The 26,583-nt window shown below is 32.7% G+C and carries 25 protein-coding genes; 6 read left to right on the top strand and 19 right to left on the bottom strand.

Annotated elements, in window-relative coordinates; all coding sequences use genetic code 11:
* Window positions 1-7 precede the first annotated feature (7 nt).
* The 15 genes from ABRY23_00470 to gnd all read right to left on the bottom strand — a co-directional run bounded on the left by ABRY23_00470 (window position 8) and on the right by gnd (window position 17,842).
* Window positions 8-1,291: a peptidylprolyl isomerase gene (locus ABRY23_00470; GenBank protein MFA3781519.1), complete on the bottom strand. Its 1,284-nt coding sequence runs from the start codon at window positions 1,289-1,291 to the stop codon at window positions 8-10.
* The gene (locus ABRY23_00465; GenBank protein ID MFA3781518.1) at window positions 1,276-2,118 is read right to left on the bottom strand and encodes a peptidyl-prolyl cis-trans isomerase; all 843 of its coding nucleotides are present in this window, start codon (window positions 2,116-2,118) and stop codon (window positions 1,276-1,278) included. The genes ABRY23_00470 and ABRY23_00465 overlap by 16 nt, the downstream gene beginning before the upstream one ends.
* Window positions 2,081-4,063 (bottom strand): peptidylprolyl isomerase, encoded by a 1,983-nt coding sequence (locus ABRY23_00460; protein MFA3781517.1) that lies wholly within the window; start codon window positions 4,061-4,063, stop codon window positions 2,081-2,083. The genes ABRY23_00465 and ABRY23_00460 overlap by 38 nt, the downstream gene beginning before the upstream one ends.
* Window positions 4,064-4,176: 113 nt before the next feature.
* Entirely contained in the window at window positions 4,177-6,213 is a 2,037-nt protein-coding gene (gene metG / locus ABRY23_00455) for a methionine--tRNA ligase (protein MFA3781516.1), read from the bottom strand.
* Between the two features lie 331 nt (window positions 6,214-6,544).
* Complete coding sequence (locus ABRY23_00450) at window positions 6,545-8,368, bottom strand: long-chain fatty acid--CoA ligase (GenBank protein ID MFA3781515.1); 1,824 nt, start codon at window positions 8,366-8,368, stop codon at window positions 6,545-6,547.
* Window positions 8,369-8,473: 105 nt separating this feature from the next.
* A complete protein-coding gene (locus tag ABRY23_00445; GenBank protein ID MFA3781514.1) occupies window positions 8,474-9,382 on the bottom strand; it encodes a DUF58 domain-containing protein in 909 nt (302 codons plus the stop codon).
* Complete coding sequence (locus ABRY23_00440) at window positions 9,363-9,884, bottom strand: tol-pal system YbgF family protein (protein ID MFA3781513.1); 522 nt, start codon at window positions 9,882-9,884, stop codon at window positions 9,363-9,365. Before ABRY23_00440 ends, ABRY23_00445 begins: the two co-directional genes overlap by 20 nt.
* A gap of 67 nt (window positions 9,885-9,951) precedes the next feature.
* Entirely contained in the window at window positions 9,952-11,016 is a 1,065-nt protein-coding gene (gene hydE, locus ABRY23_00435; protein MFA3781512.1) for a [FeFe] hydrogenase H-cluster radical SAM maturase HydE, read from the bottom strand.
* Between the two features lie 5 nt (window positions 11,017-11,021).
* On the bottom strand, window positions 11,022-12,413 hold the full coding sequence (hydG, locus tag ABRY23_00430; GenBank protein MFA3781511.1) for a [FeFe] hydrogenase H-cluster radical SAM maturase HydG: 1,392 nt from the start codon (window positions 12,411-12,413) through the stop codon (window positions 11,022-11,024).
* Window positions 12,414-12,770: 357 nt separating this feature from the next.
* Entirely contained in the window at window positions 12,771-13,712 is a 942-nt protein-coding gene (locus ABRY23_00425; protein MFA3781510.1) for an LD-carboxypeptidase, read from the bottom strand.
* A 289-nt stretch (window positions 13,713-14,001) separates the two neighbouring features.
* Complete coding sequence (gene pgl / locus ABRY23_00420; GenBank protein ID MFA3781509.1) at window positions 14,002-14,763, bottom strand: 6-phosphogluconolactonase; 762 nt, start codon at window positions 14,761-14,763, stop codon at window positions 14,002-14,004.
* The gene (gene zwf, locus ABRY23_00415) at window positions 14,760-16,277 is read right to left on the bottom strand and encodes a glucose-6-phosphate dehydrogenase (GenBank protein MFA3781508.1); all 1,518 of its coding nucleotides are present in this window, start codon (window positions 16,275-16,277) and stop codon (window positions 14,760-14,762) included. The genes pgl and zwf overlap by 4 nt, the downstream gene beginning before the upstream one ends.
* Before the next feature lie 154 nt (window positions 16,278-16,431).
* A complete protein-coding gene (locus ABRY23_00410; GenBank protein MFA3781507.1) occupies window positions 16,432-16,812 on the bottom strand; it encodes a four helix bundle protein in 381 nt (126 codons plus the stop codon).
* Entirely contained in the window at window positions 16,782-16,937 is a 156-nt protein-coding gene (locus tag ABRY23_00405; protein MFA3781506.1) for a hypothetical protein, read from the bottom strand. Before ABRY23_00405 ends, ABRY23_00410 begins: the two co-directional genes overlap by 31 nt.
* Before the next feature lie 8 nt (window positions 16,938-16,945).
* A complete protein-coding gene (gene gnd, locus ABRY23_00400) occupies window positions 16,946-17,842 on the bottom strand; it encodes a phosphogluconate dehydrogenase (NAD(+)-dependent, decarboxylating) (GenBank protein ID MFA3781505.1) in 897 nt (298 codons plus the stop codon).
* 436 nt (window positions 17,843-18,278) lie between these two features.
* On the opposite strand from gnd, the gene ABRY23_00395 reads away from it, so the two are divergent.
* From ABRY23_00395 to ABRY23_00375, 5 genes are all read left to right on the top strand, one after another.
* Entirely contained in the window at window positions 18,279-18,632 is a 354-nt protein-coding gene (locus tag ABRY23_00395; protein MFA3781504.1) for a metal-sensing transcriptional repressor, read from the top strand.
* 26 nt (window positions 18,633-18,658) lie between these two features.
* Window positions 18,659-18,910 (top strand): thioredoxin family protein, encoded by a 252-nt coding sequence (locus tag ABRY23_00390; GenBank protein MFA3781503.1) that lies wholly within the window; start codon window positions 18,659-18,661, stop codon window positions 18,908-18,910.
* A gap of 284 nt (window positions 18,911-19,194) precedes the next feature.
* A complete protein-coding gene (locus ABRY23_00385; protein MFA3781502.1) occupies window positions 19,195-19,596 on the top strand; it encodes a heavy metal-responsive transcriptional regulator in 402 nt (133 codons plus the stop codon).
* A gap of 65 nt (window positions 19,597-19,661) precedes the next feature.
* Complete coding sequence (gene merTP, locus ABRY23_00380; GenBank protein ID MFA3781501.1) at window positions 19,662-20,282, top strand: mercuric transport protein MerTP; 621 nt, start codon at window positions 19,662-19,664, stop codon at window positions 20,280-20,282.
* A 110-nt stretch (window positions 20,283-20,392) separates the two neighbouring features.
* Window positions 20,393-22,162 (top strand): FAD-dependent oxidoreductase, encoded by a 1,770-nt coding sequence (locus ABRY23_00375; protein ID MFA3781500.1) that lies wholly within the window; start codon window positions 20,393-20,395, stop codon window positions 22,160-22,162.
* 190 nt (window positions 22,163-22,352) lie between these two features.
* Here ABRY23_00375 and ABRY23_00370 read toward each other — a convergent pair whose 3' ends face one another.
* From ABRY23_00370 to ABRY23_00355, 4 genes are all read right to left on the bottom strand, one after another.
* Window positions 22,353-22,814, bottom strand: coding sequence for a hypothetical protein (locus ABRY23_00370; protein MFA3781499.1), 462 nt, complete (start codon window positions 22,812-22,814; stop codon window positions 22,353-22,355).
* 455 nt (window positions 22,815-23,269) lie between these two features.
* Window positions 23,270-24,544: a cytochrome c biogenesis protein CcdA gene (locus tag ABRY23_00365; GenBank protein ID MFA3781498.1), complete on the bottom strand. Its 1,275-nt coding sequence runs from the start codon at window positions 24,542-24,544 to the stop codon at window positions 23,270-23,272.
* Between the two features lie 13 nt (window positions 24,545-24,557).
* Entirely contained in the window at window positions 24,558-24,914 is a 357-nt protein-coding gene (locus tag ABRY23_00360) for a DsrE family protein (GenBank protein ID MFA3781497.1), read from the bottom strand.
* Window positions 24,915-24,943: 29 nt separating this feature from the next.
* A complete protein-coding gene (locus ABRY23_00355; GenBank protein MFA3781496.1) occupies window positions 24,944-25,420 on the bottom strand; it encodes a DUF6789 family protein in 477 nt (158 codons plus the stop codon).
* A gap of 326 nt (window positions 25,421-25,746) precedes the next feature.
* Between ABRY23_00355 and ABRY23_00350 the strand changes: the two genes are divergently transcribed.
* The gene (locus ABRY23_00350) at window positions 25,747-26,442 is read left to right on the top strand and encodes a Crp/Fnr family transcriptional regulator (protein ID MFA3781495.1); all 696 of its coding nucleotides are present in this window, start codon (window positions 25,747-25,749) and stop codon (window positions 26,440-26,442) included.
* Window positions 26,443-26,583 lie beyond the last annotated feature (141 nt).

The following is a 26,583-nucleotide window of genomic DNA, read 5'->3' as shown; positions in this document are numbered from 1 at the left end:
TTTTTCCTTATGCTTTTATTTCCCAATAAATTTTATCTTTCAGTTCAGCCATCCACTCCTTATACAATTTTTGCTTTTTGTAATATTCTGCCAGCCTCTTAAGTTCATCGTAATCTGTATCTAAGTTAGCTTTGTGCTGCGGGGTTCTTTTAATTAACTGAACAATATGGTAACCATAAGTAGATTTGTTAACATCTAATCTTTTAGGAAAACTTATTTCTCCATCTTTTAATTTATAGACAATATCTAAAAGAGACTTATCCAATTGATTTTCTTCGAAGGTGCCTAAAAGTCCACCATTCTTAGCTGTTTCCTTATCATCGCTGTATTTTTTTGCATAGTATGCAAAAGAATTTTTACCGCTTAATACGCTATCTCTGATGTCGTTTAAAAGGTCAATAGCTGCCAAATCAGCTTTTTCATCGCTTTTAATTTTTATTAAAATATGGCGGACATGAATTTCATCGCCGCGTCTTTCTAACAACTGAATGATATGAAAACCAACAGGAGATTCAATAACATCTGATGTTTGTTTTGGTGCAAGAGAAAAAGCAACAGCTTCAAATTCAGGATAAAAAACACCACGTTTTACAAAACCCAAGTCGCCACCTTGACTTGCGCTACCGGGGTCATCTGAGTATTTCTTAGCTAATTCAGCAAAATCTGCCCCATGTTTAAGTGAATCCAATAAAGATTCAGCGAAATTTTTTGCTTTATTTCTAACGCGTTCGCCGGATTTAGGATTGATAAATATATGAGCAATAGTAAACCTTTCCGGTATTAAGCCAAGTGAATCTTTAAAAGTATCATAAAAATCCTCCACCTCTTTTCTTGATACTGTTACATCGCCAAATTTTTTTTGTTGCAGCATTTGTGCCATCAAATTTTTACGTACATCATCTTCAAGTGAACGCTTTAATTTCTCTATTGACATACCATAAGCTTGTTCTAATCTTTCCCTCGAACCATATTGTTGAATAAAATAATTCATTTGATAATCAAGCTGTTGTTTTACCTGGTCGTCCGTTACATTAATTGAGTCCAATTCCGCCTGTGCATACAATAGCTTTTCTTCAATAAGTTGGTTTAAGACTTGCTTCCTTAGTGTTGTGTCGTTAGGATTAAGATTTTTTTGTGCAGCTTCTATATTTACTCTAAAATCAAGTTCAGATTTTAAAATTATATCTTTATCTACAACTGCTACAATTTTATCTAAAACCTCTTGTGCTTCTATTGTGCAGGCAATAAAAACCAAGAAGAAAAAAAATATTTTTTTTACTCTGTGTACCATTCTATTTCCGTCTTATAATTGCCAATTAAATCACTTATGTATTTTTCTAAGTGTTCTTTCTGCTTAAAAGCCAAATACCTTTCTTCCACAACATTTTTTATACTTTCAAAGCTTGGTAAAAAATTTTTAGGGTATTTTTCGATAAGTTGAACAACTGTAAAGGAAGAGTGTTCCTCTGGTATAACTACACTTACTTCTAAAGGAAGCATATCTTGTAAAATCCTTAAAATACTAACTGGATATACATCGTGGCTATAAACGAACTTACGAGTTTCTAAATTAACTACGGTTGAATCATTTTTATATGCAGGCAAAATTCTATCCCAATCACTTTCCAGCAATAGTGTTCTAAATTTAATTGCACTATCTTCGTTATTGAAAGTAATAATGTTCAACTTGTATGCTTCATCTTGCAATCTAAAATCTTCTTTGTATTTTTCATAAAACTGTTCAAGCTCTGAACTAGAAAATGAATTTTTAACTTCTTGGATTATTTCTTTTTTTAGCAAAGCAATTGCAAGTTCTCTTGATGCTCGGTCAACCAACTTTTTATATTCCTTATCCTTCTCAATGCCCTTTTTAACAGCTTCTTGATAAAGCACCTCATTTTCTATCCATCTTCTAATAATCTCAGATTTATATAAATTTTTATAACGTTCAGAAGAAATAAAATCCTTTAACATATCTTCGGTTAAATACTCATTCCCAACCTTAGCATAATACTTTTCTGCTTTTTTCTCTTTAGCGCAAGCGTTAAAAATAATTAGAAAAAGCAGCAGCAAAAAGATATTATTTGTTTTGGAATAAAGCTTCTTTAAGTTTCTCATAGTAAATTTCTGGGTGGTACAATTTTTTTAATCTATTTACATACTCATTTTCTAAACGTTTGCTTTCCTTATCCTGATACAAACTAATTAATTCTGGTTTAGCCTCCTCAAAAGTTTTCAATCTTTTAGGTTGTTTTTCAATAAGTTTAACTATATACCAAGTATTTTTATATTTGAATGGCTCTGAAATATCACCTGGGTTCTTTAATTCGAATGCAACCTTAGCAACCTCGTTATTGTTTACATCTTTAAATTCTGCATTCAGCGCTTTAGCTTTTAATGGATTTGTATCTACTACAAGAGTATCAAAACTATACCCACTTTTTAACAGGTTTTTATAGTTATTAATAACGGAATCATTTAAAGCTGAGACAAACAAATACTTCACACGGTCGTTAGTCCAATATTTATTACGTGTAGAATCAAACATTTGCAAAATTTTATTTGTATCAATCTTTATTTTGTTCCATACCTCTTCTTCAAGTATTTTGAAAAGATAAACACCTTTAGCATAGTCTTTCATTAATTGTGCAAATTTGGGGTCTTCTTTATCATAATTCATTATTCTTTGTTTTATGAGTATTTCGTTAGAATACTGTCTTATTCCATTATCAAATACATTTTTGTTTGATAGTCTCTGATTGTTATAACCGTTTTTAGACATCCAGTTGATTAAGCTGTCAAGATTATAATTTTTATTTGAGACACTAAAAATTGGGGTGTTACCGTATTTTTGTTTAAAAGTGCTCGTATCATAATTAACTCCTACTTTAAGGGTATCGAAATTAGAAAGGAGCATTCCAATGTTATTCTGAAATTGTTGATAGTCAAATTGTTTTGACAACGAATCTCTCAGCTTGTCAAATTCAGTCTGATACAAAGTTCTCTGAAACAAATTTTTTAGTTCATCTCTGCTTTCTTCAAACGATGGAATTGGTTTTCTGTCTGTTACTTTAATAATATGGAAACCGAAATTCGTTTTTACGATTGGCGAGATTTCACCTACTTTTAGTTTAAAAGCCATTTCATCAAAAGGAATTACCATTCTGCCTCTTGAAAAGTATCCTAAATCACCGCCCTTTTTAGCTGTGACTTTATCAAAAGAATATTTCTTAGCCATATCCCCAAAGTCAGCACCATTAAGCAAACTATCTCTAATAGCTTCAGCTTTTTTCAAAGCTTCAGCAGTGTCTGTTTTACCAGAAGAATCAGCAAATGCAATTAATATATGAGAAGCTCTAACTGATTCAATTCTTTTTACTTTATCAGTTATTTTAATTATATGATAGCCATAAAGTGTTTTTATAGGCTCAGGGTAAACTTCTCCTACTGGCGTAGAGTAGACTGCATTTTCGAGAACAGGGTTTGTAATCATACCTGAAGTAACGTAGTAAACATCACCGCCGTTATTTTTAGTAGAGGAATCATCCGAGTACTTTTTGCATAAAACTCGAAAATCAGCACCGTTCTTGATAGAATCAATTAAGCTTTTTGCAAGTTGATATGCTTGTTTTTCGTTGTGAGCGGAATCAATTCTTATAAAAATGTGGCTAACTCGAAACTCCCACTTCCTTCGCTCATACATTTTACGAAGATTTGGCTCATAAAATTTATCTTCCAAGAACAAAGTCTTACCAACATTGAACTTGTAATTATCTATTTCATCTTGTAAATCTTTATCTTTAGTATAACCTCTAACAAAGGCATCTCTTAATTTCATTCTATAGTTGAGATAAAGGTTTAAAAAGTTATCCAATGCATTTAATGAGTCGATGGATAAGGTTGTATCGCCTGAATTATTTTTAAGGTATGCTTCCTTAAGTTCTCCGGCAGTTATAAAATCATCGTCGAAACGTGCAACAATTATTTTAGAGTTTTCGGTTGCACATGAAGTAAAAATTAACGACAGTAAAAAAGCAAAAAATAAGTATTTACCATTTCGCATTGGGAAGAAAACCTCCATATTTTTTTGTTAAATGAGGATTCTCTTAATATAAAATGAATTAAGATATTTTAATTCTGAATTCGTCAAGTAATCCTTTGTGAAGAATTTATTTTTTATTTAGCTATTGTTCCAGGTGCAATAGAAGAATCTATTTCAATAATTTTTACTTTTTCATTTTGGTCAGTATCTAAAGCAAGTATCATACCTTGAGACTCTAAACCAAACAATTTTGCAGGTTTTAAATTAGCCACAATTAATACTTGCTTGCCAATCAGCTCTTCTGCTGAATAACTTTTTGCGATTCCCGCAACAACTTGTCTTTTTTCGGTGCCAAGGTCTAACTCTAAACGTAAAAGCTTGGTGCTTTTTTCAACCTTTTCAGCATATATTATTTTAGCCACTTTCAATTTTACACGCTTAAAATCATCGATTGTAATTTCTTTTTCATCAGTAACTTTAATACCCTCCAGTTGATTTAGCTTAAAAATTTGTTCGTCAATTTGTTTATCTTCTATTTTATTAAATAATATTACGGCTTGGTTAAGTTTATGACCAGCCTTTAAATTTTCCTTTCCCGAATCAATCCATAAAGTAGGCTTTGCATTTAACATATCAAACATTTTCTTAGATGTGAATGGTAAAACAGGTTCAAAAATTTCTGCTAAAGTGTAAATTGAATTAAGACAAACATTAATTGTTGTAGATGCTTTATCAGGGTCATTTTTAATAGTAGACCAAGGTTCAGAATCGTTAAAATACTTATTCCCGGCCCTAGCGAGATTCATCATTTCAAAAACTGCATCTTTGATTTTAAATTTTTCTATCAAATTAGACACTTTAAGAGGATAATTTTCAACTAAGCTGAGCATTTCGTAATCAATGGCTGTTAATTTTTTTCGAGGAGGTACTTTTCCCTCAAAATGCTTGTAAGCAAAAGTAAATGTACGATTGACAAAATTACCAAGTATATCAGCAAGTTCACTATTATTTCTAGATTGAAATTCTTTCCAGTAAAAATCAGTATCCTTATTTTCAGGCAAATTTGACGCTAAAGCATAACGTAACGGGTCGGGCGGAAAAATATCTAAAAATTCTAATACATCAACCCCCCAGCCGCGTGATTTAGAAAATTTTTTACCTTCGAAATTCAAGAATTCATTTGCCGGAACATTTTGAGGAAGCACGTACTTATCAGGTTTAACATCGTTCCAAGCCATTAACATTGCAGGAAAAATTATTGTATGAAAAACAATGTTATCTTTACCAATAAAAGCAATATATTTTGTATTAGGATCCTGCCAATATTTTCTCCAAAAATTAGGTTCATCTTTTTTTAACGATAGTTCCTTTGTAGCCGAAATGTAACCAAGAACAGCTTCAAACCATACATAAAGCACTTTCCCTTCAGCATTTTTTAATGGAACTTTCACACCCCAGTCAAGGTCACGTGTATAAGCCCTATCTTTAAGTCCCTCTTTAAACCAGCCATTACAATACTGTAAAACGTTTTCTTTCCAGCCATATTTTTCATTCATTTCTTTAACATAATTCTCTAACCTCTTCTGAAATTTTCCAAGAGGGAAATACCAATGTGAAGTTTCTTTTAGAATTGGAGTTTCACCTGTAATTTTACTTTTTGGATTTAGTAACTCAGAAGGTTCATAAAGTGAGCCGCATCTTTCACACTCATCACTTCGCGCTTCTTCGTAGCCGCATCTTGGACATGTACCTTCTACATATCTATCGGGCAAGAACATTTTAGCTTTTTCATCATAGAATTGTTTAGACTTTTTTTCAACAAGTAAACCTTGTTCATAATAGGCATTAAAAAAATCTTGTGCAGTTTGATGATGAATAGGAAGGCTGGTTCTTGAGTAAATATCAAAGCTCATCCCAAATTTTTCAAATGCTTCTTTGTTTAAATTATGATATCTGTCAATTATTACTTTTGGACTCACTTTTTCTTTGTCAGCAGTAATTGTTATTGGGACCCCATGTTCATCCGAACCACAAATATAAATCACATCGTCGCCATTTAATCTTTTGTAACGTACATAAATATCCGCAGGCAGGTATGCACCACTTAAATGCCCTAAATGAATTCTACCATTTGCATACGGTAAAGCCGAAGTAACCAATACTTTTTCCATTTTCAAAAGAAAACCTCAACAATTTTGAATTCGAATATAATAAAAAAACGCCAATTGGTAGGTGAATAAATTACACATAACTGTACAAAATAATTTTTTTGCCAAATTCCAATATATAAGCCATTGTTTGTCGTTGGCTTATACTTCTTAGTGTTACATTATAAACCATTTTGTGTAACGTATGATACTTAACCAACAAATACATAAAGCAGCACTAAGTATTACAAAGGGGGTGTCGTTTATTTATTAACCATTAAATTAAAAGACGCAATTCAACCACAAATATTTTAGTCGGACATGAATAATGGAGTTAATGTTAGACTTAGGAAAGCTATCCTTCTAGGCTTTTGTACATATCCTCAATTAAATCTTTGTATCTTTCTTCAACAATTTTTCTTTTTATTTTAAGTGATGGAGTTAACTCACCACTTTCGATAGTAAATGGTTTATCGAGAATAGCAAACTTTCTTACTCTTTCAAATGAAGCCAACTTTTTTTGAAATTGGTCTAACTCTTTATCTAAAAGTTCATAAATTTGCTTAAACTTAACGAGTTCTTTTTCATCCTTGTATGGGATTCTATTTGCGTCGGCATATTCTTTAAGAGCCTCAAAATCTGGAACAATCAGTGCGCTTAAAAACATTCTTCTATCACCAATTAGAACAAATTGGTCGATATATTTGCTTGCAAGGAACATATTTTCAATTGGGGTAGGTGCAATGTATTTACCTCCGCTCGTTTTAAATAAGTGTTTTTTTCTATCAGTAATTATTAAAAATCCCTCTGCATCAAAGACGCCAATATCACCAGTATGAAGCCAGCCGTCCTTAATTGTTTCTTCGGTTTCTTTCTTTTTCTTAAAATAACCTTTCATAATATTTGGACCATAAGCAAGTATTTCACCGTCTTTAGCAATTTTAACTTCAACGCCCGGCAACGGTTTACCAACAGTACCAAATTTGTAATCGTTGGGACGATTAACAGCAATGACCGGCGAAGATTCAGTTAGCCCGTATCCCTCAATAATTAATATGCCCACCGCGTCAAAAAACTGTCCTAATTCTCTTGACAACGCGGCGCCACCCGAAATAAAAAATCTTAATCGACCGCCAGTTCTTTCTCTAAGTTTGGAAAACACAAGTTTATCTGCCAACTTATATTTAACAGCAAGACTAATTGGAATATGCTGTTCTGATTTTTTAGCAGCTTTATATTCTTTACCTATTTCAACAGCCCAATTGAAAATTTTTTGTTTACTAGCCGATTGCGACTCAATATTTTTCTTAATTCTTGAATACATCCTTTCAAAAAGTCGAGGGACTGCAGTCATAATAGTTGGTCTAATTTCTTGCATATTTTGTGCAACTTTCTCTATACTTTCAGCGTAACAAATCATTCCGCCGGAAGAAAAAGCGGTATAATAGCCGCCCATTCTTTCGAAAATATGGCACAATGGTAAGAAAGATAAAAATACATCGTTTTGATCAATGTAAAAAACCTCATGTGCTGCTTTAATATTTGAGACAATATTTTTATGTGTAAGAATTACACCTTTTGGTTCACCAGTAGTCCCTGATGTGTAAATTATTGTACATATATCATCTTCGTTAATTAATTCAATATTTTCTAAAAAAAGATTAGGATTTTCTCGCTTTAATTCTTTGCCTCTTTCTTGAATTTCGTTAAGCGAGTAAACATTTTTATCACTTACTTTGTCCTCATTATTCATGACAATAATAAACTTTAGGTACTTACAGCGATTAATTATTTTTAGCACTTTATTAAGCTGAAATTTATTGGAGACAAAAATACCTACTGATTCTGAATCATTAAGTGTGTATTCAAGCATTTCGGATGTTGATATAGGGTAAAGCGGCACGTCTATAGCGCCTAAGCCTAAAATAGCCATATCAGCATACACCCATTCAGGTCTGTTTTCGGAAATAATAGCCACTTTATCTTCTTTGCGAACACCTAAAGTTACAAGTCCCAAAGCCAAATCTTCAGTATTGTGATAAACCTCGTCAAAAGTGATTTCTTTCCATTGGTTATTTTCTTTTGTCTTAAGCAATGCACGATTTTGACTTCGGCCAAACTCCAGAGTTATGATTTTAAACAATTGAGGGATCGTCTTGAAATCTTTTAAAATTGGCATCTTGGCTCCATTAAATTTTCATACAATTTAACTTGGCTGTAATTTAAAAGCAACAAATCAATCCAAAGAATTAAGTGCTAATTCATAACTTTTACATTTTACAATTCAATAGAGTTTTTTCCGCTTAAAAAAGTAACTCATAAGAGCTTTATCGAACGGTTCAGAAGTATCAATAAGATTATATTCAATTCCATGGTTAAGGCATTCACTTTTAATATTGTGTAGATAATTATTAATTGTAGTTTGGTAAGCTTTCTGAATTTGTCGCGGTTGAGTATTTATTTCTAAACCAGTTTCTTTATCAACAAAAATTGAATCCTTTTCAAAAGCAAAGTTTATTTCCATTGGGTCCAAAAGCTGCAAGACAATAACTTCATTTTTTTTATATCGGAAATATTTAAGTGCAGGAATTATTTTACTGGGGTCATCAAATAAATCAGAAATAATTATTACTAAGCCACGCTTTTTAATTTTTTCTGAAATTTCTCTTAAACAAACTCCTGTGTTGGTAAGTCCTTTAGCTTTAATTTGAGAAAGTTGGGCAAGCAAAGTTTTTAAATAAATTTGATTTGACTTAGGAGGTAAATAAGACTGGATTTTATCCGAAAATAAAACTAATCCAGATGCATCTTGTTGATTTATCATTATATAAACTAAAGCTGCAGCAAGTGTAATAGCATATTCTAACTTAGTGACAGAAGAAGAGTGCTTATAATCCATAGAATTACTGATATCAACAATTACATGTGAAATAAGATTAGTTTCCTCTTCGTATTGTTTAACATAAAATCTCTCGCGTTTTGCGTAGACTTTCCAATCAATATCTTTTAATGAATCCCCCTGCATATATTGACGATGTTCGGTAAATTCAACACTAAAGCCATGATATGGACTTTTATGTAAGCCTATCATAAAACCTTCAACAACCATGCGTGCTCTTAATTCAAGATTTTTAATTTTAGAGATAATTGAAGTATCCAGGTATTTTTTATAATCAATGTTTTTGTGGGTCATTTTTTTTATTCTCTAATTTCTTTGTTAAGATTTCGTCGGGTGACAACCCTAAATTATCTCTTTCTAACTTAGCCGATTCAGTCAATTCACTTTTGGGATATTTTTGAAGGAACAAGTCATAATTAACTTTTGCAGAGTCTGGTAAATTAAGCTCATTAGCTTGAATGAACGCAATCATGAAAAGTGCTTTTTCTGCTTCAGGTTTATTTCCATACTTAAAGTATAATTCACGATAATATTGTATAGCTTTATTCAATGAGGCTTGCTTAGGGATATTAGGCAACAGTTGACTTTGATAAATCTTACCACAAGCAAATAAGGCTTTTGCTGCTAAATCACTTTTTGAATGGTGTTTTACTAATTCCTCGTAACTTTCGATAGCCTTTCCATACTTTTTCTGTTCTAACAATTTATTAGCCTCTTCAAAATATTCCTTGTCACTTTTAGTACTACATGCAATTAAAAAAACTAATAATAAATACACATAATGATTTTTCAACATATAACAGGCCCCTTTTTAGTTTTTTGAGTAGTAAAAATAAGATTTAATAACTATGTATGAAATGAAATTAATATGGATAATGAGAAATTTTATCGTTGCCAAAAATTAATTTAAGCGAGTCCCCTTTTCCCGAAGAGATTTTTCTGCCGATTGACTCTAGTTGCATTGTAAGAAGTGCTTTAACTGCACTTGGATCATCTTTAATAGTATTTCGATTTGGATAAATCTCATAATATTGACGATACTTCATTGGTGTAAAATCTGGCATAATCACATTTGCACCTGAAGTTAAACCTTTAATTCTACCAGCCTCGTCAATTGTTGCCAAAGCAGTAGTTGCAGGAATATGAACATTTTTCAACACTATTCTAGCAACTGCCATTGTTTTTAAAGTTAGCATAACATTACCAGCTTTTCTTCTACGATAAGGTGTATTTGGTGCAGGTATGAAAGGCCCAAAGGCAGCCATATCCAAGTCAAGCTTGCTGCATAAAAGTATATCATCTGCAATATCCTCTTCGGTTTGCATAGGCAAACCTACTATATTGCCAGAACCAATTTGATAACCCAAGCTTTTTAAAAATTCTAAATGCTTAATTCTGTCTTCTAACTTCTGCTTATTGTGGTAAATTGAATAAAGTTTTGGATTAGCTGTTTCGTGTTTTAGTAAGTAACGGTCAGCGCCAGCTAATTTCCATATTCTGTATTCGTCAAACTCTCTTTCACCAATACTTAAAGTAATTGCAACATCCGAATATTGTTTAATTGAATAAATTATATAGGCAATTAAATCTTTATCATAATAACTATCTTCTCCAGATTGTAAAACAATTGTGAAGATTCCGAGATTAGAAATTTGTTTGGCTGTTTCAATAATTTCTTCGGGCGACATTCGATAGCGCTGAAGTTTTAAATTGCCAGCACGTAATCCACAATAAAGACAATCTTCAGTGCAATAGTTAGAGAACTCTATTATTCCTCTTAAGTGTACTTCCTCGCCGCAATATTCACGGCGAACCTCATCAGCACGATTAATTAACTCACGAATTTCTTCTCCTTTCTGAAGCTTTAGCAGAGAAATAATTTCTTCGCGAGTAAAACTTTCCTTATGTAATAATTCTTTTAGGTTCATATCCCTTATAAATAAACGTCTCGTCGACCAGCGTCAACTTCTTTAATCATTCTTAATATTTTATTTTTGATTTTGCTTTCAGCTTTTTGAATTTCGTTATCAATGGTTTTTAACGCAGCAGTTTTTGTCTGCGGCGAAGCATAATCAATAACATATTCTTTAAAAGTGGAAATAGCATTTGGAGTACAGAGTTTGCCAATTTTACCAGTTTTAGCTAATCTCATAAATCGGTCGCCTGTACGCGATGACCTGTAGCATGCAGTACAAAAACTTGGCAGATATCCTAACTCACAGCAGTCTTTTACAACTTCATCAAGAGTTCTATGGTCACCCAACTGAAACTGTTCGCTTTGAGAATTATCATTTAAGTCACTTAACACTTTATAAGCTCCTGGCGAAGTTCTGCTACCTGCACTAATTTGAGAAACGCCAATCTCAAACAGTTCCCGCCTAAGCTGTGGCCTTTCTCGAGTTGTTAAAATGATACCAGTATAAGGTAAGGCTAAACGAATAACTGCAACTATTTTTTTAAACGACAAATCGTCAACCACAAATGGAGGATTGTAAGAAACAGGTGCATTTAACGCAGGTTCTAAACGAGGGACTGAAACGGTATGTGGACCTACACCGTATCTTTTGTCAAGATTAAAAGCATGTTCTAATAAAGCAAGAGTTTCAAATTTATAATCAGTTAGACCAAACAAAACACCTATACCCACATCATCAATTCCAGCTTGAAGTGCCCTATCCATTGCATAAAGTCGCCAAGCATAATCTTTCTTCGGCCCATCAGGATGCATTTTTACATAAGTGTTGTAATGATAAGTCTCTTGAAAACATTGATAAGTACCTATTCCAAAACTTTTTAACGTCTTGAACCCTTCCAATGATAATGGAGCAGTATTTACATTTATTCTTCTAATGTTCCCACCATTAACATGAACATCATACATTGTTTCTATTGCTTCACCAATAAAATCTAAATTTGATTTTTTGGGATGCTCACCTGTCACCAGCAAAATTCTTTTATGTCCTTGTTTAACTAAAAACTCAGTTTCTTCTTTTATTTCTTGTATTGATAACGTCTTTCTAATTAATTGCTTATTGTCTCTTCTAAATGCGCAATAAAGACAATTATTAACACATTGATTTGATACGTAAAGAGGGGCAAACAAAACTAAGCGATTCCCGTAAATTTTTTCTTTAACTTTATAGGCAGCGGTGAAAAGCTTTTCAAAGAGTTCAGGCTTATCAATATTTAATAAAGCTGCACAGTCCTTCAAAGAAAGTCCCTTTGCTTCAATTGCTTTGTTAATTATTTCACTTTGCAGCTGAGTATTCTTTAGCCTGACGTTGTCAATAAGGCTTGCGATGTAATTCTCGTTAATAAATTCCATTATGATGGTAAATTAGTGTGTCTAAAGGAAACAATAAGTATACCACTTAAAAATGAGGCGAAAGCAAGAAAATTTTACGCTTTTTAATTTAATTTCTTAAAAAAGAGAATATAAATTGGAGTGAATTCTATAAACTAAGTACTTTGTGATTCTGCTAAATATACCATTAGTCTAAAAATATATTTGCTTGTAACTTACATGAATTTATCATTAAAAAATTCTGACCTTCAAACGATAACCTGTAATTACATAACTAATGAATACGTTTTAAAGACCTGTTTTGCAGCTTAATAAGCGGGAGCTTTTGAAAATTATTAAAATACTTCTACGAAGTAAATATTTGTTAAATACAAGCTATTAAATAACAGCACTTTCTGGTATTTCGATAAAACTTCTACTTGCGTTTAATATGCATTTTAATCCAAATGGTATTGTTATATTATCTTTGATGTGCCCATGTTTAAAATTGTAGACCACTGGAATTTTTTTATTCTGAAAATACTCAATAATTACATCATTTAGTGATAAAGATTTTTTTGTTGGGTCAGTTTCGTAGCAATCAACAAATCTTCCTAAAATAACCCCATTTATAATATTCAATACGTTTGCAAGACGAAGCTGATTTAACATTCTATCTATTCTGTACGGCGCTTCGTTAATTTCTTCTAATAACAAAATACTCTCTCTAAAGCTTGGAAGAAATTTAGTCCCCATTAACGATGTTATAATAGATAAATTACCACCTAAAATTTTTCCTTCGCTTCTTCCTTTATTTAAAACAAATATTTTTTCAGAGTTTGGATTTGTTAACTTACCTATTTTTTTGTCCGAAGTTATTACTTTCCAGAAAAATTCTTCTGTAAATGGACTGACCTCATTGTAAAAATCAACAGCAACCATTGGTCCAGCAAATGTTACTAGTCCTACTTTATGGAAAAATGCGAGTTGAAGTGCATTTATATCACTATAGCCAACAAAAATTTTAGGATTTTCGCGAATTATTTTGTAATTGATTTTGTCTAATAACCGAGCTGAACCATAACCTCCCCTGACAGAAAAAATTGCTTTGATATGTTTATTCTTAAACATCAAATGTAAATCATCTGCCCTTTGGTTATCGTTTCCAGCTAAGTAACCAGTTTCTTTCCCTACATTTTTACCAACTTCTACTCTATAGCCTAATCCCTCCAAATATTCTACACCTTTATTAATTTTAGAATAATCATCAGGCGATGAAGCAGGGGATATTATTCCAATTACATCACCTTTGCAAAGTCTTTTAGGTTTTATTATTCTCATTATTAAATCAGATTATGTAAGCTGATTCAATATATAAAATCCTCTTTTTCAAAGCAAAAATAAATTGTTTATTTATTATTTTTTTTGCATGACAATTAAGAAGTCATTTTCTCTTGTTAAGATTTACACCGTAATTGTATAAAATATTCAATCAAGAAAATTATAATTTACATAATAATGATTTTTCAGTGCTGTTTATTCTTAAAAATCCATATAAATAAGTCAAAAATCCAAGGTGTTTGATAGGTAAAGAATTAATAACAGCTATGGGATTTTAATTAAAAGGAAGTTAAAAAATTTTTTGAATTGAAATTTTATTATTTAGTAACTTAGAGGCCTCAGCATCAAGCAGCCAGATTAGTTCCCCACCGGTAGGGTTAACAAAGGAAGCTGGATAAGAAACATTATGAGGAGTTAAAGTGAGTATTTCATAAAGAATTTTTGATTTACCCTCACCAGTAACAATAAAAACTACAAGCTTAGCGTTGTTGATAATTTTACCAGTTATAGAAATTCTTTTTTGTCCAGTGCTTGGATGAACTGCTGTTTCGTAAATTTTATTTGAATTGAATATCTCTAATTGATTTGGAAATATTGAAGCGACATGCCCATCATCGCCTAAGCCGAGCATAACTACATCAAACTGCGGCAATCCATCTTTGAGTGGTAAATTCTCAGCAACAATTTTACTGTAACGAGAAGCCTCATAGGAGGGTTTGTTTTCACCTTTAATTCTAAAAATATTTTTTTTAGGAATTGAAACAAGTTTAAAAAGCGTTTCATCCGCCATTTTATAATTACTATCGTCACTGCTTGGGTGTACACATCTCTCATCACCAAAAAAAACTTTTAGTTTATGCCAATTAATTTTTTCGGAGTATTTACTTGCTATGCAACTAAATATTTTTTTAGGAGTTGTACCCCCTGAAAGAGCAATCGAAAAGCTTTGGTTGGAGAAATTTTTGTTGATTTTTTTAATAAGACATTCAGCTGCATGCTCAGCTAAACTTTCTGTATCCGGGAAAACTTTAATTATTCCTTTATCTCTCATAATTCACAATAAACTCCATCTTCTGCCAAATCTTTGCACGGATAATGCCAGCCCATTCCATCTTGAATAAGATAATCAGCATTTTTAGGTCCCCAAGTTCCAGCTGGGTATCCGTAAAGAGGAACGTTTTTATCATTTTTCCAGCATTCAATTACAGGCATTAAAAATTTCCACGCTTCTAAAACTTCTTCAGTTCTTGGGAATAAAGTTGAATCCCCTTTCATTGTATCGTGTAACAATCTTTCATAAGCTGGTGGAATACGCTGATTAGTTAAGTCAGAATAATGAAAATCCATATTCACATTTTGTACATCGAAGCCTGCGCCTGGGGTTTTCATACTAAATTTAAGTAATATACCTTCATCAGGCTGAATTCTTATTATTAATAAATTACAAGCGTTATCCATTTCCTTTTTTGCAAAGAGAAAATGTGGAGTAGGTTTAAAATGGATGACAACTTCAGTTATGCGAGTTGGTAATCTTTTGCCTGTTCGCACATAAAATGGAACTCCTCCCCACCTCCAGTTATCAATATAAAATTTAAGTGCTGCATACGTTTCGGTAATTGATTCAGGATTAACTCCTTCTTCTTCACGGTAACCTTTCACAACTTCATTTTTTATTTTTGATGCTGTGTATTGACCTCTTATTACACTATTTCTTACATCATCTTTTTTGAACTGTCGAAGTGATTGAAACACTTTAAGAATCTCATTACGAATTGCATATGGTTCAACAGATGTAGGTGGCTCCATAGCTATTAATCCAACAATATGAAGCAAATGATTTTGTACCATATCTCTTAATGCGCCAGAAGATTCATAATAGCCGCCTCTTTTTTCTACGCCTATGCTTTCTGTAGATGTTATTTCAATATGATGAACGTAATTTCTATTCCATAGAGGCTCAAAGATTCCATTTGAAAACCGCGTAACTAAAAGATTCTGAACCGTTTCTTTACCAAGGTAATGGTCAATTCTGTAAAGTTGTTCTTCCTCCCAATTATTTAATAATTGTTCTTTTAATTTGATTGCGGATTCAAGATCATAACCAAATGGTTTTTCTATAATTAATCTTTTCCAGCCATCAATTTGTTTGTTTAATCCAACTGACGCGAGATTTTGCGGAATTATACCATATAAGCTTGGCGGAGTGGAAAGGTAAAAAATTGTATTACCATTAATATCGAATTGTTTTCTTAAATCATCTAATTTATTTTTTAATTTTATATAAGCGGATTTGTCGTTAAAGCCAATTGGGATATAAAACAATATTTTACAAAATTCATCAATTTTTGACTCATCATCGATTTCTTTGAATTTTTTTATAGCATCTTTCATATAGTTACGAAATACATCATCATCGAATTCACTCCTCGAAGTGCCGAGAAGCACAAACCTTTCCGGAAGCATCCCTTGCACATACAAAGAATAAAGTGCTGGTACTAATTTTCTTTTTGTAAGATCACCAGATGCACCAAAAATAACGTAAATGTGATTATCTATGTTTTTCATTTATTTCCCTTTCTTACAATTTTATTGAAGTTGAGAATGTATAGTTGGCAGTTAGCAGTTAGCAGTTGGCAGTTATCAGTGGGCAGTGGGCAGTTGGCAGTGGGCAGGGAGCAAGGGGCATTTTGGTAGTTTAATTTGTAATTAATATTCTTCATTAAATTTTCCTTTGGTATTTTTCAGGATGTATAATCATATGATTTAATAACTTACCTATCTCGATACATTTATTTTCTAATTCAATTTTAATTGATTTTTTTAAATACCCACAATTTTCTGCAAAATCTAACCAAACAATAGTCTCACTATTTTCCATGTCTGCGTCAGAAATTTTACTTATAAAATGTGCAGGGTATCGTCTTTTTCTATAAGCTTCAGCGATAGAAGAACAAACAGAACGAGAAGACCTTCTTATTTGATCAGAAAGAGAATACAATTCTTCCTTAGGAAATGTTTTAGTCAATTTAAAAATTTCCATTGCTAATTCAAAAGCTTTTTTATAAACGATCAAATCTCTAAAAGAATTTTCATTATCCATATAAAACCCGCTAACTTTGACTGCCCACTGCCTACTGCCAACTGCCCACTGCCTACTGCCAACTGCCCACTGCCTACTGCCAACTGCCTACTGCCAACTACAAACTGCCAACTACCATCTTTCACCCAAAAACTCACTTACTCTTCACAGAATGGCCTCCGAATTGATTTCTCAACGCAGCAAGAACTTTCATTGCAAAAGAATCCTCTTGTCTCGACTGGAATCTATTAAAAAGAGATGCAGTAATAACATGAGCTGGTACTTCGAAATCCATAGCTGTTTGGACCGTCCATCTTCCTTCGCCGCTATCTTGGACATAACCTTTTAACTTTTCTAAATTTGGGTCCTCCTTGAAAGCCTTAACTGCCAATTCAAGCAGCCAGCTTCTAATAACACTTCCATATTGCCAGGCATCAGCAACTTTAGTTAAATTAATATTATAGGGTGACTTTTGAAGTATCTCAAATCCTTCAGCATAAGCTTGCATCATTCCGTATTCGATTCCATTATGGACCATTTTAACTAGATGGCCTGTGCCTGACTGTCCGCAGTAGACATAACCATTTTCAGGTGCAAGTGATTTGAATATAGGTTCAACAAAATCAACGGCTTCTTTATTACCACCGTACATTAAACAATAACCATTTTGCAACCCCCAAATTCCGCCACTAGTCCCACAATCAATAAAGTGTATACCTTTTACTGCAGACTTCTCAGCGCGTCTCTGCGAATCTCTCCAAAATGAATTACCCCCATCTATTATTATGTCATTTTTATTAAGAAGATCTAATAATACGTCAAGATTTTCGTCAACTGGTTTACCTGATGGAACCATTAACCAAATAATCTTTCTATCTGGGAGTTTGCTTATTAGCTCTTTTATGGAATAAGAAGGAATTGCACCTTTCTTTGCAATTTCATCTATTTTACTCTGGTCGCGATTAAACGCAACAACTTCGTGTTTATCAAGTAAAAGTCGTTGCACCATATTAAAGCCCATTTTACCGAGCCCAATAAATCCAATTTTCATTCTTACCTCTCTTTTTAGTAATTATTTATACCTTGTTTATCAATTGATAATAATTAAGCAAAAATTAAACTCTAATGCAAAAAGCTAATAAATTTTTGTTTGCTTTTAATTATTAGTTGACGAATTTTCTATTCAAAAAATAAAATCGTTGTGACCATAATATTGATAGTTATATTTACATCCCTTCTCATTTCTCTACAATTGCAAACATCTTCAAATTTGTTTAACTAAACTTAGACAGCAAAGTAAAAGTTGTTTGTCAGAAATTTGACATTAAAGAGGCTTTGATTAATGATATTATGCAGCAGCATAATTCAGCTAAGATTTAACTATCAATTCTAAGCTAAATAAAAAATTTATTGACTAATATTTTTCTCTTGACAAACACCCGCTGTATAATTGTAATTTTAGTCCACAACAATTTAAGGTGTGAGAAATGGAAGATTCAAAAAGATTAAAAAAGCAGCTTCATATTATAAAAGGACAGATTGAAGGCATAGAAAAAATGATTGATGATGATCGTGATGCAGAAGAAATTTATGTTCAGTTTAAGGCAATTGAAGCTAATTTCCAGAAAACTTTTCATGGAATTTTGGAGGATGTTTTGAGAAAAAATTTGGCATTAAAAATAGTTAAGATGGTAAATGCTTGCCCAGGCAACTGTCCTGATGCAGAAAAAATTAAATTAGTTCAAAATGAATTCCCTAAGATGGAAATTAAAAAAGTAGCAAGCATTATTTCGGAAATAAATAAAATCGAAGAAAGATTAAATCAGCTAAATCAAAAATAATATTAAAATTATTAGGAGGTATTGACATGAAAAATAATAAAATAGAAATCTTCACTGCAGGTTGCCCTTTGTGCAATGAAACAGTAAAAGAAGTAGAAAGTAATTTTTCAAAGTATGAAATAAAAATTTATAACATGAACGAAAAAAGCAATTTGGAAAAATCAAAAAGCTATGGGATAAATAAAATCCCAGCTGTAGTAGTAAACGACAATTTATTAGATTGTTGTAAAAATGAAAAAGTTAGTATCCGAGAAATATCGGAAGCATTGAGTAATTAATAAGCGAGGCTATCTCAAAAGTTATTTGTAGCTGCACACATGCATGCTGCGGCACACAGTTGTGAACCTTTATGCTTTTGAGTCTTGGTGGTAAATGACTTGAATTCAAAATATCCTTCTCGATAAAAAAGCCACAAGAGACGAAAAAACTGCTTTTGAGACAGCCCTTTTCATTTTGTGATATAAATTATATCTCTTTTTTCCATTCCTATTATTTTTTTTCCTTGACTCCGTACCATACTACGCGTATTATATTTGTATAAGAAAGTCAAAAGGAATTTAAAATGGCTGAATATTTCGTGGGTCAATTAGCGAAAGAAGTGGGAATTAATATCGAGACTGTCCGCTATTATGAAAAAATAAAATTGCTTCCCAAACCAAAGCGCGCAGAATCAAAGTACAGAGTTTATGACGAAACAGATTTAAAGCGGCTGCTTTTTATTAAACGTGCTAAAGAACTTGGCTTTACTCTTCGAGAAATTAAAGAATTATTTGAGTTAAGAATTGATTCAGAGGCAAAATGTGGAGATGTAAAACATTTGACAGAACATAAGCTGCAAGATATAGATAATAGAATCAAAGATTTGAAAAAAATTAGAAGTGTACTTGTGAAACTTATTGATCAATGTGTAAATGAAGAGGTTTCATCGGATGAGTGTCCTATACTTGAATCAATTGAGCTATAATTAACTATCATTGCGTTACCGGTACGGTCCGAATCGCAATAACAAATTAAAAAGGAGTGATAAAAATGAAAGATAAATTATTATCCAGCGGAGGAATAATAACAGCATTGCTGGCATCACTTTGCTGCATTACACCTGTTCTTGCGGTTGTAGGCGGACTAAGTGGCATTGCATCTACATTTTCATTTCTTGAGCCGTTACGTCCATATTTCATTGGATTAACCGTAATAGTTTTAGGTTATGCTTTCTATAATGCTTATAGACCTAAAAAAGAAACTGATATTGATTGTGCGTGCGAGGATAAAACAAGTGATAAAAAAATAAGCTTCATAAATTCAAAAAAGTTTCTTTGGATTATTACTGTGGTAAGTGCACTGCTTATAACATTTCCATATTACTCAAAAGCTCTGTTCCCTTCCAACAAAGGAAATGTTACAATTGTACAATCAAATAATATCGTAAAAGCTAAGCTTACTATTGAAGGAATGAGCTGCACTTCTTGTGAAGAATCTGTTGATTATGCGCTCAAATCAGAAAAAGGTGTTATTAATGCTACATCATCTTATAAAACCAGTATCGCTTATGTTGAATATGACAGAACAAAAGTTAATTTAGAGCAGCTTAAAAATGCAGTTGAAAATAAAGTTGGATACAAAGTAAAATCTATCCAAAACATTAATCAGTAAAAACTCTGTGGTTCTCTGTGTCATCTCTCTGTGTTCCTCCGTGTAACTCATTTTACACAGAGAACCACGGAGAAAGCACTGAGAACCACAAAGAAGAATGAGAGGAAAATATGACCATACAAACATTGAAATTAAAAATCAGTGGAATGACTTGTGAGCATTGCGCAAAAACAATTGAAAAAAGAGTTTCAGCAGTTGAAGGATTAATTTCTAAATCAGTAAGCTTTTTAGAAAAGGAAGGCTTATTTCAATTTGATGTTGAAAAGACTTCGGCTGCCGAGATAATTAAAACAATTAATTCTATCGGCAATTACAAGGTGGTAGATGAGATTAGAGATTTTAATCACGACAAAGTTGGAACTAAATATGACCTAATCATTATCGGTGGCGGTTCTGCTGCTTTTTCTGCTGCCATTAAAGCAAGCGAGCTTGGGAAGAAAGTTTTGATGATAAATGACGGTCTGCCAATTGGCGGCACTTGTGTAAATGTTGGTTGCGTACCTTCAAAAACATTAATCAGAACAGCAGAACAATTTCACATTGCAAACCATCCGAACTTTTCTTCAATTAAACCAAGTGAAAGCAAGATTAATTTTAAGGAAGTCATCCGTCAAAAGACAGAATTAGTTGAAGAATTAAGGCAACACAAATATGTCGATGTTCTAAAAGATGACCCGAATGTAACGATTATAAAATCTTATGGAAAATTAATTGATAAAAACACCGTTGAAGCAGATGGTAAAAAGTTTTCTTCCGAAAATATTTTAATTGCTACAGGTTCTTCTACATTTATTCCAGATTTGCCTGGATTAAATGAAACCGGCTACTTAACAAACGAGACACTTTATGAATTAGAAGAACTGCCAGAACATTTAATTGTAATCGGCGGAAGATATATCGCATTAGAAAATGCGCAAATGTTTGCAAGACTCGGTTCTAAAGTAACAATACTTCAACGTTCACTTAGAATTCTTCCGGATGAAATGCCTGACATTACCGAATCATTGAAAGAATATTTAGTGGAAGAAGGTATTGAAGTAATTACAGGTACAAAAATAAAATCGGTCAACAAAATAAACGGTAAAGTAGTTATTAATGCTTCTGTAAGAGACGAAGATAAAGTAATCGAAGGGTCACACATTTTTGTTGCAACCGGAAGGAAAGGCAACACTCAAGGTTTTGGTCTTGAAGAATTAGGAATTGAACTTCATAAAAATAGTTTTATCAAGACAAATGAATTTTTACAGACATCAATTCCAAATATTTATGCAGCGGGCGATGTTACAGGAGAATATTTATTCGTTTATTCTGCAGCTTACGAAGGAGCTTTGGCAGTTCAAAATATGTTTGGAGAAGATTTGATCAATAACGATTTGTCATTCCCACGAAAGTGGGAATCCATAAATGATGAGATAGATTCCCGCCTGTCTGCCGACAAAGCAGGCTTGCGCGAGAATAACACAACCAATATTACTTTCAAGGTCAAAAAAGATTATTCCGTTTTCCCTTGGGTAATTTTCACCGACCCACAGGTTGCCGGAGTAGGAATGGACGAGAACCAAGCTTACAAAAATAAAATTGATTATGAAGTATCAACAATTCAGCTTTCTGATATCCCCCGCTCACTTGCTGCAAGAAATACAAAAGGTTTCATAAAACTAATTCGAAATAAACAAACAGATAAATTAATTGGTGCAAGAATTTTGGCCTCTGAAGGTTCAGAACTGCTGATGGAAATTTCTCTTGCAATCAAATATGGAATTACCGTAAAAGAATTAAAACAAATGTTTCATCCTTATTTAACTTTATCTGAAGGAGTAAAATTAGCTGCAATTAGTTTTGATAAAGATGTAAATAAGTTGAGTTGCTGTGCAGTGTAAAGTAATAATTACCAAATTACCAAGATTACCAAATTACCAAGATTATCAAATTACAGAGGTATTTTTTATAAATACTTTGAAATTATTTTTCAATTTTACGGGTGCTGATATTGCAACAGACTTATAAATCGGCTGCCTTAATTAAGCAGCCGAGTTTTATTATTAAAAATTGGTTCCGTATAACTTTTACTTATTTATTTTTCTCGTGCATCATTGCACATTTTGGGCAATACCATTTGTCCTTTACAACAACTGCATCACTCAAAGAAACTTTATGTCCCATATCATCAATTATTTTACTGTCTTCAAACACTGTGTGCCATTTGCCGCTTTCCTTTAAAGATATTTTCTTCGCATCAATTCCGAATTCATCACTATAAATTTTGCCTTCGACAGATATTTCACTGCCGGCTTTCCATTGCGCAAGAAAACTTTGAGGCACATTTGTAATAAAGTAGAATTTTTTATCCTTTGTGAAAATGCCGGGCAGTTCTTCACGAGTTAAATTGTGATTTGATGGACAAGCCATACCATTAAGCGCACAGTGAGCACCGGAAATTACTCCGGTAACTTTCCCTTCACTCCCGCTTGCGTATGCGGAAATAGTAAAGAGAAGTAATATTGCAATCAATGAAAATATCCTATTCAACATATTGGACTCCTTTCGTTTATTTGTTATTAATAAATTAAACTCAAGTTGACCGCCTATTTTTAACAACTTTATTTAGCCGCGAATTTCGCAAATTTTTGCCAATTAAATATTTTCATCATTAAAACCATTCACGTTTATTAGTGTAATTAGTGGCTTTAATTATTAACCGAGAATTGCGCAAATTTTCACTAATTATCCTGAATGATTTTACATGGATTCCTGCTTTCGCGGGAATGACAGCACAAATTTTAATCTTGGTAATCTTGGAATCTTGTAATCATGTCTTACATATATTTCGTGTAATTAGCGGCTTTCTTCAAAGAAATTTATAATAAACGGTCAACTTGAATAATTTATATATATCAGCACTGGCTAAATAAAACAATAAAGCCAATTTTTATTGTGCAAAAACGCTTTTAACAATATAACAATTATTCCATTAGGGCATAATCATTTTATTTTTGCCCCTTCAATATATCCTTAAGAACAGATTTCAATGTCTCTTCTTTGGTATATCCCACAAAATGCTTTATTAATTTCCCATCAGATGCAAATAAGTAATTATCCGGCAGTCCGTAAGTCCCATAAGCACGAGCTATATCGTCATTAATTCCAATCTGCCACTGAATGTTGTATCCTTTAATGAATTCTTTTACATCGCTTTCTTTTGTTTGAACTGCGATTCCAATAACATCGAAACCTTTATCTTTGTATTCATCGTAAAGAGAAACAAAACCTGGCGTTTCCAATCTGCACGGACCACACCAAGGCGCCCAGATATTTACAAGCACAACTTTGCCGGTATAGTCTGACAAATGAACTGTTTTCCCATCTATTGTTGTCAACGTGAAATTATATTTACCATAATCCGCTTTTGAGCTTAAGGAATCATTTACTATTGAACTTTTATTATCTATTTTATTGGTTGTTGAGTTGATTAAAGTACTTTTCTGATTAACGCCAATCTGAGGATTTTGGCTTGGTGATGAACCACTTTGAAGAAGATATTCTGGATTCATAAAATCGAGGCGCTGAGAGATTACAGCTAAATTTCCAGTAAAAATCAAAAATCCGATTGCAATCAGAATTACTCCGCCGGTGGTTTCAACTTTGTGTAAGTGGTGTTTTATTTTTGAAAAAGTTGTAAAGAAGTGATTTAGAAAAATTGCAGAAAGCACAAACGGAATTCCAAGTCCAAGTGAATAAAAACTTAAAAGGATCATTCCTTTTAAAGCTGTTTGCTGAACGGCTGCGAGTGCTAGTATTCCGGCTAAAATAAGACCGATGCAAGGAGACCACCCAAATGCAAAAAAGAATCCAGCAATTAAAGAACTGATAGCATTTGATGATTTTTTTTGTGAATGAATTCTTTTTTCGTACATAAGGAATGGAATTTTAATTAAACCAACCATATGTAATCCAAGAATTACAATTACTGCTCCAGCAATTTTCCCAATTATATTGAAATTTTCCCTTAAAAAATTTCCTATTGCATTTGCCGATGCGCCGAGCAGTATGAACACGAAAGAAAACCCGAGTACAAACACAACGCTGTTTATTGCAGCTTTATGAAGGATTCTTTTCCTTGATTCATGCTCTGTTAGGTCTTGTAAACTCAATCCAGTTATAAATGAAAGATAGCCCGGCACAATCGGCAAAACACAAGGAGAAGCAAAAGATAAAACCCCAGCAATCAATGCGGTAATTAATCCGATATCAAGTGATTCCATTTTTATGCTAAAGTTAAAAAGTTATTACCTGGTATCCATTATCGATATAATGTTTTAAGCTTGGATGTCCCTCAAATTCATCAAGTAGTTTCACACCAGTTGATTGAACTGCATTTTTTACACCAAAGGCGTTAGAGCAAAAACTGCATACGCCAGCAATATTATCTCTTAACTTTTCAAATCCTTCGTAAAGTTTATTTGACTTATCTGATAATTTTGGCACCCATTTTACGCCAGCACCATCAAAAATTATTTTTACTTCGTCATTCGATTCCTTTAATTCTTTTGCAACTTCAATTGCATTTGCAATTCTGCCGAGATCACCGTGAGTTTCGGTGTCAGCTAATACAACAATTGCTAGTTTAGACATATTTTTTTACTCCTTCCTTTCTATTGAAATTAAGTTTTTGATTGAACTGTTTTAAATTCGTTATCATTACCATAGACGCCGCCAAGCACTGCGCCATAAACTAAATGCCCAATTAAACTTCCCATTACCATTAAAAAGGGTGATGGTGTATTAGCAGCAAAGAAGCCGGCTCCCATCATAGGATTTACCATAATCTGTGCAACGAACCAAGGAACCAATCCATAAACTGCCCCGCGTACAAATCCATTCCCTTTTAATAGCGATGCGAAAATATAAACGTATATTAATGCGAGTACTGTGCCAATCATAAAATGTGCAATCCAGCCGAGTACTTCGGGAATATCCATAAATCCAGCCAACATTTTCCCAATAGGCATAGGCGGCATACCCATTAACGGAGCCATGAGCATTACGATGGTCATAGCCAATGTGCCGATAAGCCCGGCAATAACTGCCTTACCAAATTTAATTGATGAAACTTCAGTGAAGTCAATATTCTTTTCCATAATTTTTCCTCATTTTTTTGTGTTTCCAACTTACTGAAGCCGTTAAGATATTACTGTCAAATATTTGACAGTTATTAAATTTACATTAAGGTTTATAACTCGAGATTATTTTAAAATAGTAAAGGACATTCATTGAATGGCCAGTTTAAAACATTTCTCAGAAATATTTATTTTCGTCTAACTTCTTAGGTCTCTTATTTATTTTCACAAATGCTAAAACTTACTTTTTTGCAGCCATAGCGAAATAAATGCTATTAATTATACTTGTTACAAAGCTGGATTATAAAATATTTTTAGTAGCTTGAATCTACAATTTATTTAAAATTATGTTTAATGAAGAGATAAACAAAAAAGAGACCTTGCGCAGTATACCTCTTTTTGCTGAGCTAAGCATTCAACAGCTTAGAAACATTACATCTATAAGCAGCTTGGTTAAATTTTCTAAACACCAGATTATTTTTCGCGAAGGTGATTTTTACAGAGGGTTTTATGTTTTATTAAAGGGCATGGTTAAGGTTTACAGATACACCTTAGATGGGAAAGAATCGGTGGTCCATATAGTAAAACCACTAAACACTTTTGCAGATATTCCATTATTTGAAGGTGGGGATTATCCAGTTAATGCAGAGGCAATAGAAGAAAGTATAGCTATATTTATTCCTAAAGATAAATTTCTTGAAATAATTAGAAGTGAACCAGAAATTGCACTAAAAATGCTCGCTGGTTTTGCTAAAAGATTAAAAGCTTTAGTTAACCAGCTTGAAGATATTTCGCTGAAAGAAGTTCCAAACCGACTGGCTAAATATTTACTTAACGAAATTAAGGTAGCAGGTACAGAAAACTATCCCGAACCGTTTGTGAAGCTTTCAGTCCCAAAATCTACAATAGCCTCATATCTCGGTACAATTACTGAGACTTTATCTCGAGCCTTCAAAAAACTTCAGGATGATGAAATTATAAGAGTAAATGGCAAAAAAATTTTTGTGAACGATATAAAAAAATTAAGGGAATTAGCCAAGTAAAGTTTCATCCTACTATCTTTATTTTTTTAGATAAACCTATCAATCTGTTATTTTTTTTATATCATTTATCAGCTCGCAAGGCAATTTTTTCTAGCGAAAAAATCTGGGTTGAAAAAGTCTAAGTATGAAGATAAACCTTAG

The sequence above is a fragment of the Melioribacteraceae bacterium 4301-Me genome (assembly GCA_041538185.1).
Lineage (GTDB): Bacteria > Bacteroidota > Ignavibacteria > Ignavibacteriales > Melioribacteraceae > Pyranulibacter > Pyranulibacter aquaticus.
This window is presented reverse-complemented; position numbering and strand designations above follow the sequence as displayed.